13 protein-coding genes are annotated in these 15,270 nt (G+C 52.3%); 3 read left to right on the forward strand and 10 right to left on the reverse strand.

Translation table 11 applies throughout. The annotated features are described in order from the left end of the window. Window positions 1-265 precede the first annotated feature (265 nt). Window positions 266-1,120, reverse strand: coding sequence for an alpha/beta hydrolase (locus P2G53_RS02550; RefSeq protein ID WP_275813255.1), 855 nt, complete (start codon window positions 1,118-1,120; stop codon window positions 266-268). 182 nt (window positions 1,121-1,302) lie between these two features. On the opposite strand from P2G53_RS02550, the gene hisC reads away from it, so the two are divergent. Beyond that, on the forward strand, window positions 1,303-2,367 hold the full coding sequence (gene hisC, locus P2G53_RS02555) for a histidinol-phosphate transaminase (protein WP_275813258.1): 1,065 nt from the start codon (window positions 1,303-1,305) through the stop codon (window positions 2,365-2,367). Between the two features lie 53 nt (window positions 2,368-2,420). On the opposite strand, the gene P2G53_RS02560 is transcribed toward hisC, so the two are convergent. The 9 genes from P2G53_RS02560 to P2G53_RS02600 all read right to left on the reverse strand — a co-directional run bounded on the left by P2G53_RS02560 (window position 2,421) and on the right by P2G53_RS02600 (window position 12,637). Further along, complete coding sequence (locus P2G53_RS02560) at window positions 2,421-3,647, reverse strand: choice-of-anchor P family protein (RefSeq protein WP_275813260.1); 1,227 nt, start codon at window positions 3,645-3,647, stop codon at window positions 2,421-2,423. Between the two features lie 325 nt (window positions 3,648-3,972). Continuing rightward, window positions 3,973-4,419 carry a nuclear transport factor 2 family protein gene (locus P2G53_RS02565; protein ID WP_275813263.1) on the reverse strand — a complete coding sequence of 149 codons (447 nt, stop codon included), beginning with the start codon at window positions 4,417-4,419 and terminating at the stop codon, window positions 3,973-3,975. A 50-nt stretch (window positions 4,420-4,469) separates the two neighbouring features. Next, the gene (gene hypE, locus P2G53_RS02570) at window positions 4,470-5,516 is read right to left on the reverse strand and encodes a hydrogenase expression/formation protein HypE (RefSeq protein ID WP_275813265.1); all 1,047 of its coding nucleotides are present in this window, start codon (window positions 5,514-5,516) and stop codon (window positions 4,470-4,472) included. Between the two features lie 3 nt (window positions 5,517-5,519). Next, window positions 5,520-6,659 (reverse strand): hydrogenase formation protein HypD, encoded by a 1,140-nt coding sequence (gene hypD, locus P2G53_RS02575; RefSeq protein ID WP_275813268.1) that lies wholly within the window; start codon window positions 6,657-6,659, stop codon window positions 5,520-5,522. Between the two features lie 45 nt (window positions 6,660-6,704). Beyond that, on the reverse strand, window positions 6,705-6,971 hold the full coding sequence (locus P2G53_RS02580) for a HypC/HybG/HupF family hydrogenase formation chaperone (protein ID WP_275813272.1): 267 nt from the start codon (window positions 6,969-6,971) through the stop codon (window positions 6,705-6,707). Window positions 6,972-6,998: 27 nt separating this feature from the next. Next, the gene (gene hypB / locus P2G53_RS02585; RefSeq protein WP_275813275.1) at window positions 6,999-7,850 is read right to left on the reverse strand and encodes a hydrogenase nickel incorporation protein HypB; all 852 of its coding nucleotides are present in this window, start codon (window positions 7,848-7,850) and stop codon (window positions 6,999-7,001) included. Then, window positions 7,851-8,192, reverse strand: a complete 342-nt coding sequence (hypA, locus tag P2G53_RS02590; protein ID WP_275813278.1) for a hydrogenase maturation nickel metallochaperone HypA — start codon at window positions 8,190-8,192, stop codon at window positions 7,851-7,853. Window positions 8,193-8,295: 103 nt separating this feature from the next. Further along, window positions 8,296-10,608 carry a carbamoyltransferase HypF gene (gene hypF / locus P2G53_RS02595; RefSeq protein WP_275813281.1) on the reverse strand — a complete coding sequence of 771 codons (2,313 nt, stop codon included), beginning with the start codon at window positions 10,606-10,608 and terminating at the stop codon, window positions 8,296-8,298. 136 nt (window positions 10,609-10,744) lie between these two features. Further along, on the reverse strand, window positions 10,745-12,637 hold the full coding sequence (locus P2G53_RS02600) for a sigma 54-interacting transcriptional regulator (RefSeq protein WP_275813284.1): 1,893 nt from the start codon (window positions 12,635-12,637) through the stop codon (window positions 10,745-10,747). A gap of 330 nt (window positions 12,638-12,967) precedes the next feature. On the opposite strand from P2G53_RS02600, the gene P2G53_RS02605 reads away from it, so the two are divergent. Both P2G53_RS02605 and ntrB read left to right on the forward strand, forming a co-directional pair. Next, window positions 12,968-14,437 carry a CmpA/NrtA family ABC transporter substrate-binding protein gene (locus tag P2G53_RS02605; RefSeq protein ID WP_275813286.1) on the forward strand — a complete coding sequence of 490 codons (1,470 nt, stop codon included), beginning with the start codon at window positions 12,968-12,970 and terminating at the stop codon, window positions 14,435-14,437. Next, window positions 14,437-15,267 carry a nitrate ABC transporter permease gene (ntrB, locus tag P2G53_RS02610; RefSeq protein WP_275813289.1) on the forward strand — a complete coding sequence of 277 codons (831 nt, stop codon included), beginning with the start codon at window positions 14,437-14,439 and terminating at the stop codon, window positions 15,265-15,267. Before P2G53_RS02605 ends, ntrB begins: the two co-directional genes overlap by 1 nt. Window positions 15,268-15,270: the final 3 nt, after the last annotated feature.

Below are 15,270 nucleotides of genomic sequence, written 5' to 3' on the forward strand. Positions count from 1 at the left end.
ACACTCACCTTTGTTTTTACTTGGCTAATTTAAGTTGGGGCGAATTATGACGGAATTATTAAGGAAATTAACCCTGAAGCTGAGATAAATAATGATTTTTTGACCAAGTTGGTTGGCTGAGTACACTCCATATTCAACCCGTCTGCTCTCTAATTGATTGTTATTGATAATGTTTTATTGGCAAGTCGACGACGCCCGAACGTCACCTGAGCAGACGAACGTTTTCAAAGAAGCTGGGATGTAGAGGGTGCTCTGCTTGCATCAATCAGTCATAACGACGCAAAAAAGTGACCAGATCTGCATAGCTGTTGTTGATAAATCGCAGTGGCATGGCTAACCCGGCAAGAATTGAGACGTGGGCAACATCATCATAGAGTTTTGTTTCAACCTCTCCCCCAGCCTGCTGCAGGACATCAGCAAAGTGCCGGGTATGAAACGGTTTTACCCGATCATCTTTTAAGCCGTGCAGCAACAACACAGGCGGCATAGCGGTGCCGACCTGACGCACCGGATTAACCTCATCGGGGGAGAAACCCTCGAATACCGGCACCACTTCGGGATCCTGCATCGGTAAGTCATAAGGCCCGGCGAGACCGACCAAGCCTGCCACCTGCACCTCCGGCAGACTCCGCTGGAGATATGCCTGATCCGTCATCAGCAGTGCAGCCGTGTGTGCGCCGGATGAATGTCCCATCAGAATTACTCTGTTTTGGGCACGTTTCAGCAACTCCGGCCGGCGTTGATTCACTGAGCTCAAGGCACTGACGACATCTTCAACAAAGGCCGGGAATTTCACCTCAGGATAAACCCGGTATTCCGGAATGATTACGACATAACCCAGCTGGGTCAGCGCCTGTGCTACAAACTTATACTCAGCTTTACCACTGGTCCGCCAGGCGCCGCCATGAATAAACACAACCACCGGTTTGCCGCTCTGCACAGTCTTACGCGGTTCATATATATCCACGGCCTGACGCGGATGCTCACCATAGGATTGTGTGATGAGCCGGTAATCGGTGTCAGAGATAACACTGTTCAGAAGGCGACTGGGAGAACTGCAGGCATACAACACCAGACCTGGTACAGCAACGACCAACACGATAAGCAGGGTTTTAACCACCGAAAAATAACCTTTTCTTTGTGTTTCATATAGATACGGTTTTCAGCACAAGGCAGATCAGCCCGACAATCCCTAAGAGGGATCTTTTTAAGCCGGGCCGCGGTCTGTTATTATTGGCAGCTTGCTGAATCAGGTAAATCAGCCTGAGCCACCCTATCCAATCGCCCATCGGACACTGATCAATGAGTAAATTCTGGAGTGATGCCATCCGTAATCTGGAACCCTATGTTCCCGGTGAACAACCCAAGCAGGGCGGCATTACTAAACTCAATACCAATGAAAATCCATTTCCACCCTCACCTGCGGTGAATCAGGTGTTGCATGATTTTCAGGTTGATCGGTTACGGCTCTACCCTGACCCGGATTGTAGCCGACTGAAACAGTCTCTGGCGGACCACTTTGCACTTAACGTCGATCAGGTGTTTGTCGGCAATGGCTCTGACGAAGTGCTGGCGCATACCTTTATGGCTTTTTTCCGTCAGCCCCTGCCGCTGTTGATGCCCCAGTTCACCTACAGTTTTTATCAGGTTTACTGCGATCTCTACGGTATTGATGCGCGGTTAATGCCTTTGGGCGACGGATTCAGCATCGATCTGGATACCTACCCCACCGAAAACGGTGGCGTGATTTTTGCGAACCCTAACGCGCCAACCAGCCGCGCATTAACACTTGCAGAGATTGAACCACTGCTGAAACGTAATACGGAATCAGTCGTAGTGGTGGATGAGGCCTATGTTGACTTTGGTGCCGAATCCGCCGTATCGCTGATCAACCAGTACCCTAACCTGCTGGTCATTCAAACCTTCTCTAAATCCCGCTCACTGGCGGGGATGCGCGTCGGTTACGCGTTAGGGCATCCTGAGCTGATTGCCGGGCTGGAGCGGGTCAAAAACAGTTTTAACTCCTACCCTCTGGATATGCTGGCGATTGAAACCGCCGTCGCCGCGCTGGAAGATACCGCCTATTTTGAGACAACGACTCAGCAGATTATCGATACCCGTGAGTGGACCATTGAGCAACTGAATCAGCTTGGCTTTGAAAGTTTGCCTTCCAAGACCAACTTCCTGTTTACACAACACCGGTCAGAACCCGCAGCCGACCTGATGCAGTTCCTGCGCAGCCAGAACATTCTGGTACGTTATTTCAGTAAACCCGGAATTGATAACTACCTGCGAATTACCATCGGTACTCAGGTTGAGATGCAACTGTTAGTTGAAGCCCTGAAAAAACATCCGGCTCTGGCATAAAAAAACGCTTCTGCTAAGCAGAAGCGTTTTAATCACACCCATTTCAAGGCGGGTCATTTGCTGTGTAACTGGATATTACCTTGGGTCATCCAGCCCACAAAACTGTCACTGCTATAGCCCGGCCAACTGACCACAAAACTATCAATGCCATCTTTGCCCGGTTCGCCGTTGTCACAGGTTTCAACGCTGACATCGACCGGGCTACCGTTCAGGTCTCCCACCGCATCAAACAGCGCACAGTTGTCCATAATCGTGACTGGGCCTTCGCTGTTAACGTGCAGCTTATAACCATTCAGGTGATCATTGTATTGCAGATGAATGCTGGATTTACCACCCCTTTTTCCGGCATTGAAACCAAAGGTGGCAAAGCCATGCTGATCACCAAGACGTCCACCCCCGGTGACAAACCCATCATCGATATTCACTTCACCGTCCGGATCACCGTCATCATTCACCTCGGTCAGTGTCAGATTTTGTTGGCAGGTGGCCGAAGAGATAATGATGTCGCCACCCACAATGCTACCCAGCAATGCACCCAGAAGATTATCCCTGTCCCGCAGCAGCTTCACATGAATCAGGTTGACAGTACCTTCACCGGGACCGGTAATGACCTGCTCATTCAGAATGACCTGCGCCAGATCCAGATTAATCACGGTGTTGGGTGCTGGCACAGCCGTGATGGCAATGCCACCCACCTGCAGATTGGCAAGCAATGAACCGGACATATCGATGCGCGCGCCATTTTCATCAAACGCACTGTCACACATCGCCAGCACAGCATCCGCGGTAATCAGACCTTCAAGAATATTCAGATCTTCAACCACGCTGTAACTGACCACGCCGCCTTTTTCCGGGCCCACACCGCCGATCACGGCCGATTCAAGTGTGGCGGAGTTGAGAATGTTGCTGAGAATAACCGATAAGGTGGTTTGGCTTTCAGCCGCATGTGTGTCGGTAGTCAACGCGACATAGGGCGTTTTGGCAATTTCGACGGTGGTCTTTAAGCCTAGTAAAGCGAGTAAATCCACCTGAGCCCAGGCACCATAAGCTTCTCCGGAAACCGTGCCACTCACCACCGTGGTTGTCGTGACAGTTCCACCACCATCACCTTTGCCACCTTTACCGCCACCGCCTTTGCCACCGCCGGTATCCGTTCCTCCACCTTTTCCGCCCTTGGCCGCAACTGCAACCGGCGCTACCAGCGCTAATACCAGCAGACATACCATCAAACCTATCACCCAGCCTTTGAACATGGCTGATGTTCTATTCCAGGTCAACATGATTCCTTCTCCATTTGCCGTGTTTCACGACAAGAGTCCTTGTTATTTAATCGATGTCCTTAAATCCATTCGGAATACAGCCACCGTTACTTACAGCCGGTTCAAGTGCATCGGTTTATAAGGGTGATGATTCACCCGAAAGTACAGGCGATGGTTCTCTGCAGGCAGGGCTAAACCGTAACTTGACTATAGCTGACAGGTAGCATTAGACGTTAATTTAATTAAAATTTAAATTATATTTTACGAACGCTTGTATGAGAGTTTCAGGCTATCAGGAGTAACCTTCTGACTTTGTTAATAAAATGGATGCATTTCAGACATGAATTTAGCCCTGACACGCCAGCTTACGTCGAACCCAGGCCACAACACGGCCCAATAACGGCAGCGTTTGCATCAGCCGGGAGCCATCCCAGTAGTCCTCATGTAATCTGATTTTTCCTGCCTCATTCACTTCAACCCGACTGACGCCCTGAATTGAAAACCAACCGGTGACAGAACTGGACGCCGAATAGGTCCAGTACAGGTAGCCCTGTTGTTGTTGCTCAATGACTGAGTGCACTTTAAACCCGACCTCATCCAGACGGGCATACATATCATCCATCAGGGCGATAAAGGCATCTCGGGTGTGCAGATGATTAAAGGGATCGGAAAACTGCAGATCATCAGCCAGATACTGTTCCAGATCGTTGAGCCGATCGGGACTGAGATTTTCCAACGCTGAAGCATAGTGCTGTAACCAGCCGGGTTGAGCCATCTGTTGAAACTCCGACATAACTTTCCAGAACTTCAGCTTACGGAAAAACCGCGGTAAAAGACCAGTTTTTAACAGATACGCGGTAACTGCTCGCCATTCAGGGTATCCAGAATACGGGTGCCGCCAAACCCGGTTTCGATAAATACCCGACCCACCGCATCTGCCTGTACCTCACCGATCATGGCAGCGTCCCTCCCCGCCGGGTGCGCCTGCATCGCTTTTAGAACCGATGCTGCAGCTTCTGCGGGGACCACGGCCACCAGCTTGCCTTCATTGGCAAAATGCAGCGGGTCGAGGCCCAGGATTTCACAGACACCACGCACCTCCGGGCGTAATGGGATCGCTGATTCCCAGAGCTTGACCGACACCTTTGACTGCTCAGCAAACTCATTCAGCACCGCCGCCAAGCCACCCCGCGTGGCATCCCGCATCGCATGTACCTCAGGACATACATGTAACAGACACTCAACCAGTTCATGCAGCGGCTGACAATCAGACTCCAGTTCAACATCCAGAGCCAGCTCGCCTCTGGCATTGAGGATGGTGGCACCATGGTCACCGATAAAACCGTTCACCAGAATTTTATCGCCGGGCCGACAGCCAGAGGCCTGCGGATTAATACCCGCTGGTATTACCCCCAGCCCACTGGTGTTAATAAACAACTTGTCGGCTTTCCCCCGAGGCACCACTTTCGTGTCTCCGGTCACAATCTGCATATTCGCGGCGTCAGCGGCCTGTTTCATGGAACACACAATACGTTTCAGTTGATCCAGTTCCAGACCCTCTTCAATGATCATGCTACAGGAGAGATATAAAGGCCGGGCACCGGACACGGCCAGGTCATTCAGGGTGCCATTCACCGCCAGTGTGCCAATATTGCCACCGGGAAACTCTATCGGATCGACCACATAGCTGTCAGTGGTAAATGCCAGGCGATCGCCGCATGACTGCAAGTCACTGAGGATAATCCGTGCCTGATCCTCAAGGCTGCTCAGCTGGAAATTATCAAAAATCTCAACAAAGACACCTTCAATCAGATCCCGCATCGCCCTGCCACCTGAGCCGTGGGCCAGTGTAATGGTGTCGGCTTTGAAACCGGTTTCAGGCTTATTCATGCGTTAACCTTCACCACCTGCGGTGGCAATCAGCTGCGGAGCACCGTATTTAAAATAAGCCGCACAGGCCCCCTCCGAAGAAACCATCAAGGCACCCATTGGCTTATCGGGTGTACAGGTTTTGCCAAACAATCTGCAATTCACAGGTTTTAGCTGGCCCTTCAGCACTTCACCGCACTGGCACTCGGCCGGATCAACGATCGACTGATTCGGCAGAGCAAACTCCCGCTCTGCATCAAACCGGGCAAAGCGCTCCCGGATACGGACACCAGAGTGATCAATGCTGCCTAACCCACGCCATTCAAAATGCTCCCGTAATTCAAACACCGCCTCAACCGCCCGCTGTGCCGGGTCATTTCCGGCACTGTTCACAATTCGGCGGTACTGGTTTTCAATCCTGGCCTCACCTCGGCTGATCTGCTGTAACACCATCAGTAATGACTGCAGCATGTCCAAGGGTTCAAAACCGGAGATCACCAGCGGGCGATTAAACTCACTGGCAATAAAATCATAGGGCGCTTCACCAATCACCATACTGACATGGCCCGGGCCGAGAAAACCATCAATCGACATATCGGGTTCTTCCAGCATCGCTCTGAGGGTTGGAATAATCGTGATGTGATTGGAAAACAGATAAAAATTACTCAGCCCTTCCTGCTCTGCCTGCAGCAGAGTCAGCGCTGTGCTGGGCATGGTGGTCTCGAACCCCAGCCCAAAAAACACCACGCGTTTAAGTGGGTTCTGTCGGGCCAGTTCCAGCGCATCCATGGGGGAATACACAATGCGGATATCACAACCTTCCGCTTTTGCCTGCAGCAGTGATTTTTTTGAACCCGGTACCCGCATTGCATCGCCAAAGGTCGCCAGAATCAGATCAGGCTGTTCGGCGATTGCAATACAGTCATCCACCCGCCCCATGGGTAACACACAGACCGGGCAACCCGGACCATGCACCAGTTCGATGTTAGGGGGTAATAACTGCTCAATACCGTAACGAAAGATCGCATGGGTATGGCCGCCGCACACTTCCATGATCTGCAGAGGCCGATTGGCCGGTCGGGAGATCTGCGCCGCCACGCGCGCGATCTGTTTCAGCAATGACTTTGCTAACGCCGGGTCGCGAAATTCATCGACATATTGCATTGCGGTTTCCTTCTGCTCGACAGGCGTCATCAACATCCACAATCATCATTGCAACGGCTGCAGCGCATCTTTCAGCTCATCCAGTTCAGCCAGTAACTGCAGCGTCTTGTTCGCCTCATCTTCGTCAATCAGACTCATGGCGAACCCCACATGTACCAGCACCCAGCTGCCCACCAGTGCAGATGGCTGAACCCCCTCCGTGATCACGCAGGTCAGATTTACCTGCCTGCGCACGCCTGACACAGCAATCAGCGCTGTATTTAACTGCGGATCAAGAATTTCGATAATCTGGCCGGGTACACCTAAACACATACAGGGATCACACACTCGGTTGAAAGATCAAACATGGCTGGCAACCCGTACTGAGTTCGTGTTCTCACTGCCTGTAACTCCCTTCTGGTTTTTCAATAACCAGTCTATCCATTGTTCCATCCCCTCTCCGGTTCGGGCCGAGAGTTGTAAAACCTCAATCTCAGGATGAATCCGCCGGGCGTATTCGATACATCGCTGCACGTCAAAATCCACATAGGGCAACAGGTCAGTTTTGTTCAGTATCATCAGGTCAGCGGCGTGAAACATGTCGGGATATTTCAGGGGTTTATCTTCCCCTTCGGTCACTGACAAAATCACCACCTTATGCCGTTCACCCAGATCAAACCCTGCCGGGCATACCAGATTGCCTACATTTTCGATAAACAGCATACCGTCCTGCAACGCAGGTAGCTGCTGCAACGCATGGCCAATCATATGTGCGTCCAGATGACAGCCCTTACCGGTATTGACCTGAACTGCAGGCACACCGGTTTGCCGAATACGCTCAGCATCATTGGTGGTTTGCTGATCACCCTCAATGACCGCGAGGTTGTGCTGGGAAGTTAGCTGTTTCAGGGTTTCGGTCAGGAGCGAGGTTTTACCGGAACCGGGGCTGGATACCATATTCAGCACAAACAGCTGACGCTGTGCAAACTCAGCCCGGTTTTTGTCAGCATACTGGTTATTCAAACCCAGAATATCCTGTTCAACCTGTACTCTGCGCACACCCTGCCTCAGCGGGGCATGCGCATGGGTGTGTGTGACCGCATCAGCTGTCTGGATCACAAAACCGACTGCTGGAGTGTGAACGGGGTCTTTATGATCAGCATCTTCATTAGCTACTGTCTGATGAGCACCACAGCCGCATACCGTGCACATTTATGCCACCTCCAATTCTTTGATGCGCATCTCTTCGCCACATACCACCTGTAGGGAGTAATCCTTGCAATGGGGACAGGGGGTATAGCGCTGCTGAATCTCAAGCCTGAGTCCGCATTGACGACAGACCGCTTTTCCCGGCAGATCAATGATGGTCAACTCGGCACCCGCCGCACATGAATGACCAATAATGGCGTTGAAACTGAAACGCAAAGCCTGTTTATCGATCATGGCAAGCGGACCAATTTCCAGCCACACCTGAGTCACCCGGTTGAACCCCTGCACTAAGGCCTGTTCTTCTATAACGTCCAGAACCCTTTGAGCAATCGACATTTCGTGCATCACTACCGATCCGCTAAGCAAGAAACCTGTCTTAACTATACACAAACCCCTGCAATGGGGAGGCATCCAGATCAAAAGAAGGGTTATTTATTGATTTGCCTGCCTATTCAGGTAACGCCTGAGCCACCGCCACCAGCGCCTGACCAAATGACAAACCGGCATCATTGGCGGGCAGCTTTTTGTGGATTAACACATCGTAGCCAAGCCCGACCAGTGCATCCTGCAGCGCAGACTGAACCAGCATGTTTTGCATCACCCCGCCGCTCAGGGCAATGGTCTTAAACGCAAACTGTTCCGCCAATTGTTGTGTCATGGCCATAAGCGCCATCACAAAACCACGATGAAATGCCCGGGCCATATCGGGGTAAGATCTCTCGCCAACCTGCAGATCATGGATGAGACAGCGCCACATCGGTGCCGGGTCGATAACACCTTCCTCCACTGAGAATGGATAAGGCAAAACATCGTCAGCTCCTTTGTGCGCGAGGCTTTCAAGCTCCATCGCCGCCTGACCTTCATAACTGATCTGTTCTGCATGACAGCCCAGCGCAGCCGCGACAGCATCAAATAAACGCCCTGCTGAAGAGGTTAGCGGGGTATTTAACTGCTGCTGCAACATCTTCTCAAACAGATCGCAGGACGGCTGCTTCAGCAGTGGAAACAGCTCAAATAAAACAGGCCAGATCTCAAGTGAAAATGCCTGTCGCAACTGGGCGTAAAGTAGCCGCCAGGGTTGGAGTATGGCCTGCGTTCCACCCAGCAGCGGGAAAGGTTTCAGATGCGCCACCCGATTAAACATCCGGTAATCGCCCAGTAAAAACTCGCCACCCCAAATCGAGCCATCAGAGCCGAAACCTGAACCGTCGAGACAGATGCCAAGCACCCGTTCTCCATCCATAGGGTAGGCATTTTCACCCAGACAGGCAGCCAGATGCGCATGATGGTGCTGCACACGCACCGATCGATCACCCTGCTGCGTCAACGTTTCTGCCAGCTTGCTGGAGTGGTATTCCGGGTGCAGATCACAAGCCAGCCGGTTCGTCTCAATGTGATAAAGCTGCCTGAAGTGATCGAGATTCTGTAAATAGCTCTCATAGCCCTGATGTGATCCCAGATCACCGAGATGCTGACTGATGATTGCATTACCGGCATGGACAAGGCAGAGGGTATTCTTGAGTTCTCCCCCCAGTGCTATCAGGTCCGGGGCACCCTCAAAACCGGGCGGCAAGGGCAGCGCCACCGGTGAATGACCCCGACCCAGCCGGATTGGATATCGCCCTCGTGGTGCCAAACGCACGACCGAATCATCCACTCGGGTAACAATCTCCCGGTTATGCATTAAAAACAGGTCGGCAATCTCTGACAACTGGGCTCTGGCTTCTGCATTGGTTATCGCCTGCGGCAGACCAACCCGATTACCGCTGGTCATCACCAGAGGCCGGTCGATCTGTTCAAACAGCAATTGATGAATCGGGCTGTAAGGCAGCATACAGCCCAGCTGATACTGGCCCGGTGCAATATTCGGCGCAATGGCCAGTGTCGGCTGCTCACAAGGCTCCAGCAACACCACCGGTGCCTGAACACTCTGCAGCGACTGCGCGGCCGTACCCTCCACCATTGCAAACTGTTTGAGAATCGTTAAATTCCTGACCATCAACGCGAACGGTTTGGCTGGCCGATGTTTTCTTTCACGCAGCAAGGCAACCGCCGATTCGTTGGTAGCATCACACACCAGATAGAAACCACCGACGCCTTTCAGCGCAATTATTCTGCCCGCTTCCAGAGCTGTTCTGAGCGACTGAAAAGGTTGATCAGCAGCAATCACATTGCCCCGGTTATCTTCCAACCAGACGCTTGGGCCACATTCCGGGCAGGAGATCCCCTGATCATGAAACCGGCGATTTTCCGGATCACGATACTCCACCTGACAGGTGCTGCAATTCTCAAACGGCTGCATGGATGTGGACGCCCTGTCATAGGGCAACTGATGAATGACGCTCAACCGGGGGCCACATTGAGTACAGGTAATAAAGGGGTAGCGGAAACGGCGGTTGGCAGGATCAAACAGTTCTGCAGTACACCCAGGGCAGATCGCCGCATCCGGCGGGCAGCCAGTGGTTATATGGGACTTTGCGGACGGCAGGATTGCAAAGCCATCAAACGGCTCAGCCTGAAGTAGCTGGATATCAATCTGCTGAATCTCTGCCAAAGACGGCAGCTCTGATTGCAGACGATGCAAAAAGTGCTGCAACAGCACAGGGTCAGCCTGAATCTGGAGATTAACCGCATCACCCTGATTAAAAACGCTGCCAGCAAGCCCCATATCATTGGCCAGATGCCAGATATAAGGTCTGAAACCTACGCCCTGAACGCGGCCGGAGATCCTGATCTCAAATCCATTGATCATTTGTGTCATGAAAAAACGCCTGAGCAGACACAGAAAGAAAGCTGAATACCTGAAGTCATCATAACGGCGATCAGGCAACGCCCACAATCACCCGTACCTCTTAGGGGCTTGATTGACTTTTGCTGACCCTGAGCTGAAATCAGTCTCATGACACCGGCGTCAGCGCTGATTTCTTGCGGAACTGGCGGGGGTCAATCTGTAGTTTTTTGATTCTGGATGCGAGGGTTGTCGGTTTAAGTGCCAGAATCTCTGCCGCCCCGCCAGCGCCGGAGATACGCCCGCCGCTTTGTTCCAGTGCCAGAATGATCGCCCGCCTGCCCTGCTCTCTGAGGTCGGTGGCGGTTGGAATCTGCTTGCCGGATGAGGTCACTGATGTCGGGTTACTGTCCGTGAGTGCACTGTCGAGATGCCCAAACCGCACCACATCCCCCTGACACAAAATCACCTGACGTTCGATCACGTTTTCCAGCTCTCGGATATTGCCGGGCCAGTGATACTGCTGCAGTTTTTCCAGTTCGGACAGCGGGATTTTCAACGCCATCTTATTGGCCCGGGTGCAGGCTTTCTGCAAAAAATGCTGCGTCAGCAGAGGTATGTCCTGCAATCGTTCCCGCAACGGCGGCGACACAATCGGAAATACATTCAGCCGGAAATAGAGATCCTCCCGAAACCGTCCCTCTTTTACCAGTTGCAGCAGATTTCGGTTGGTGGCGGTGATAATCCGCACATTCACATGGCGGGTGCGTGTTTCGCCCACCCGCTCAAACTGCTGTTCCTGCAGCACCCGCAACAGCTTACCCTGCAAGTGCAACGGGATCTCCCCCACCTCATCGAGAAACAGCGTGCCACCGTCGGCCAGCTCGAAACGGCCGGGCCGGTCTTTAATCGCCCCGGTAAACGCACCTTTAACATGACCAAAAAACTCACTCTCAAACAGCTCTTCAGGAATGGCTGCACAGTTCACCCTGATCAGCGCTCTGGACGAACGGGGGCTAAGCTCATGAATTGCCCTGGCCACTAGCTCTTTGCCTGTGCCGGATTCGCCATTGATTAACACCGTCGATGCTGTCGGTGCCACCAGTTGGATCTGCTCTAAAATCCGCTGTACTGGTTGGCTTTTACCAATAATCTGATGCTGGTTAAACTCAGACTTAATCTCTTCCTGCAGATAGGCCTTTTCCATCTCAAGCCGGTTTTTCAGGCTTTCCACCTCTTTCAGTGCTTCCAGCAAACGTCTTTGATCCGCTTTTTTCTGGGAGACATCCCGAAACACCACCACCGCGCCAACAATAAAACCGTTATCGGTCACCGGGGTACTGGTGTATTCAACATCAATCGGTGTGCCCTGCTTGGTCCAGAACACATCATCTTCAACGGTATGCACTGCACCGTCATGAAACGCGGCAAAGATCGGACATTGTTTGACACTGAAATGACTGCCATCAGAATGGGAATGATGCACCGTGGTATGCATATTCCGGCCCGCCAGTTCGGCGGCGGTATAACCCAGAATTCGTTCTGCTGCCGGATTCAGAAAGGTCGTGATGCCATTAACATCCACACCATAAATACCTTCACCCGCAGCATCGAGTAACAACTGATTTTCCCGTTCAAACTCCTGAAAAACACGGGACACCTGATTCCAGTGACCAATACCAGAGAGATAGTGCTGCTGGGCATCTGACTGCTCCCGCATGCGGGCCAGTTGTTCTGCCGGTTGCAGGCTCAGAAACAACAGCACTTCATCTCCGGCTTCAGTGCACCGCCCGGTGACCTCCACCCGTATTTCATCCTGTGCAGATTTGATCAACAGGTTATTACACCAGCCGCGTCCGTTTTCCAGCAGCTCCTGAGTAAACACCACCAGGTGTGGCAGACTGGGGGAAAATAGCTGACTGCAGGGCATCGCCAGCACCTGCAGGGTATCCATCTGCAATAACCGGCAAACCTCCTGATTGGCACCAACCACCTTGTTTTCCAGGGGATTGAGTACCAGCTGCGGGGTAGCAGCATAGTTGAAGTAACGATCCCAGCTCATCAAACGTCTCCATTGCACCTGCGTAATCTGCGCAACGATTGATCATTCAACAAACAGGCCAAAAATAACGAAATATCGTAAGAATGATTACGAAAAATCGTTAATAACGAAATTTCGTAATTTTATATCCGCATCAAGCTCACATATAACCAAATACAAAACAATAACTTATAAGAAAAAACAAACTTGGCCTCCCTTTTGCTCTATTAGACGTAACGGTCGGCAATGAAGCAGGCTTCGTCAGAATTCCATGCTCTGCCACCCGGAGGTTTAGATCTGAACTGCACCATTGCTGTGCAGCAAACCACGTAAAATGAGGAAGGTTGAGTCATGACGACGAAAAGTCTAGGAAATCCGTATGATGCACAAAGCACCCTCACCCATACCCGCGGCTGTGAGTGCACTGCATGTAAGGCCGAACACCAGTCTGCGACAGGTTTAAGCGACTACCAGCGACAGGCACTTCTCGAAAAACAGATCGAAACCCAGTCACAACAGCCACAGATTGCTACGGCTACCACAATGCCACGTTTTGACAGCGCCGAAGATATGCTGGACCGGGCAGTAGAAAGCGCCATTGTCCGCGGTGTATTCGGGCACAGTGATGCCAGCCGTCGTGATTTTATCAAGCTGGTGGGTGGCGGTACGCTGGCAGCCGTGCTTGGCAGCATGATTCCAATGGACAAGGTAAAAGCCGCCGTCAAAGACTCCATCGGCCCGCTGGAAAAATCCAAACTTAAAGTTGGCTTTGTACCGATTACCTGCGCCACTCCGATCATCATGGCCCAGCCGATGGGCTTCTATGCCAAATACGGCCTGGATGTGGATGTGATCAAAACTGCCGGCTGGGCAGTCGCACGTGACAAATCCCTGAACGGGGAATATGACGCTTCGCATATGCTCACCCCAATGCCTCTGGCCATGAGCATGGGTGCAGGCTCAACCGCAACACCTTATATCATGCCAGCAGTAGAGAACATTAACGGTCAGGCGATCGTTTTACATAATAAACATATCGACAAACGCGACCCGAAACAGTGGAAAGGTTTCAAGTTTGGCGTGCCTTTTGATTACTCCATGCACAACTTCCTGCTGCGCTACTACGTGGCAGAACACGGTCTGGACCCCGATAAAGATATTCAGATCCGAGTAGTACCACCACCAGAGATGGTTGCCAACCTGCGGGCCGGTAACCTGGACGGTTACCTGTCTCCGGATCCGTTCAACCAGCGTGCGGTGTATGAGAAGGTCGGCTTCCTGCATACCCTCACTAAAGATATCTGGGAAGGTCATCCCTGCTGTGCATTCGCCTGCAGCGAGAAGTTTGCCACCGAGATGCCAAACACCTATGCCGCGCTGTTCAAATCCATCGTCGATGCGACCCACTACTCTGCGAAAGCGGAAAACCGGGCCGAAATTGCCAAGGCGATTTCACCGAAAAACTACCTCAACCAGCCCGAGATTGTCGTGCGACAGGTGTTGACAGGGCGTTATGTGGATGGCCTGGAACAGAAAGTACACGATGTACCTGACCGCATCGACTTTGATCCCTTCCCATGGCACTCCATGGCGGTATGGATCCTGACCCAGATGAAACGCTGGGGTTATGTCGAAGGAAACATTGATTACAAAGGCATTGCCGAACGGGTGTATGTGGCAGCCGAAACCGGCAAGGTGATGAAAGAGCTGGGCTATGAACCGCCCAGCACCACCTACCAGAACTACACCATCATGGGTAAAGAGTTTGATCCCAGCAAACCCGAAGAATATATCCAGAGCTTCCCGATTCGGAGGTCTTGATGCTGAACACACTGAACGGACGCGCAATACTGCTCTCTATGGTTCTGCTGGCAATTTCGCTGGGCATCTGGGAGGCCCTGAATCAGCCGCCGGAAGCTTCGGCGGCGATGTCAGAGTTTGAAATGCTCATGGGTGGTGCCGATCAGGAGGCGCGGGTTCCCCCGCCCTCCCAGGTACTGGAACATGCATGGACCGAGCTGAGTAATCCTTTTTATGACGCCGGCCCAAATGACAAAGGGATCGGCATTCAGCTGGCGTATTCGATCTATCGGGTACTCACTGGCTACTTTGCCGCAGCGCTGGTCGCCATTCCACTGGGGTTTGTCATTGGCATGTCGCCACTGATGCACAAGGCGCTGACGCCGTTTATCCAGGTGTTGCGCCCCATCTCCCCCCTGGCCTGGATGCCACTGGCGCTGTTTATCATCAAGGACTCGGAGCAATCGGCAATCTTCGTGATTTTCATCTGTTCCATCTGGCCGATGTTGATTAACACCGCCTTTGGTGTCGCCAACGTGCGCAAGGACTGGATCAGAGTTGCGCAAACCCATGAGCTGGGTGCGCTGAAAACCGCCTGGAAAGTCATCCTGCCAGCCGCTGCACCCACTATTCTCACCGGGATGCGGATTTCTATCGGGATCGCCTGGCTGGTGATTGTGGCGGCAGAGATGCTGGTCGGCGGCACCGGGATTGGCTACTACGTCTGGAACGAGTGGAACAACCTGGATCTGAACAGTGTGATCTTCTCCATCCTGATGATTGGCATTGTCGGCATGCTGCTGGACATGGCACTGGCCACTGTCGCCAAACTTGTGCAGTACGAGGAGTAAACA

The organism is Neptuniibacter sp. CAU 1671 (assembly GCF_029222905.1).
In the GTDB taxonomy this organism is placed as follows: domain Bacteria; phylum Pseudomonadota; class Gammaproteobacteria; order Pseudomonadales; family Balneatricaceae; genus Neptuniibacter.

What these genes read in the sequence shown, in the direction of transcription:
- hypE (WP_275813265.1), bottom strand. Translation starts at nt 5,516, where the DNA reads ATGAATAAGCCTGAAACCGGTTTCAAAGCCGACACCATTACACTGGCC.
- hisC (WP_275813258.1), top strand. Translation starts at nt 1,303, where the DNA reads ATGAGTAAATTCTGGAGTGATGCCATCCGTAATCTGGAACCCTATGTT.
- ntrB (WP_275813289.1), top strand. Translation starts at nt 14,437, where the DNA reads ATGCTGAACACACTGAACGGACGCGCAATACTGCTCTCTATGGTTCTG.
- hypA (WP_275813278.1), bottom strand. Translation starts at nt 8,192, where the DNA reads ATGCACGAAATGTCGATTGCTCAAAGGGTTCTGGACGTTATAGAAGAA.
- hypD (WP_275813268.1), bottom strand. Translation starts at nt 6,659, where the DNA reads ATGCAATATGTCGATGAATTTCGCGACCCGGCGTTAGCAAAGTCATTG.
- P2G53_RS02560 (WP_275813260.1), bottom strand. Translation starts at nt 3,647, where the DNA reads ATGTTGACCTGGAATAGAACATCAGCCATGTTCAAAGGCTGGGTGATA.
- hypF (WP_275813281.1), bottom strand. Translation starts at nt 10,608, where the DNA reads ATGACACAAATGATCAATGGATTTGAGATCAGGATCTCCGGCCGCGTT.
- P2G53_RS02580 (WP_275813272.1), bottom strand. Translation starts at nt 6,971, where the DNA reads ATGTGTTTAGGTGTACCCGGCCAGATTATCGAAATTCTTGATCCGCAG.
- P2G53_RS02600 (WP_275813284.1), bottom strand. Translation starts at nt 12,637, where the DNA reads ATGAGCTGGGATCGTTACTTCAACTATGCTGCTACCCCGCAGCTGGTA.
- P2G53_RS02605 (WP_275813286.1), top strand. Translation starts at nt 12,968, where the DNA reads ATGACGACGAAAAGTCTAGGAAATCCGTATGATGCACAAAGCACCCTC.
- P2G53_RS02565 (WP_275813263.1), bottom strand. Translation starts at nt 4,419, where the DNA reads ATGTCGGAGTTTCAACAGATGGCTCAACCCGGCTGGTTACAGCACTAT.
- hypB (WP_275813275.1), bottom strand. Translation starts at nt 7,850, where the DNA reads ATGTGCACGGTATGCGGCTGTGGTGCTCATCAGACAGTAGCTAATGAA.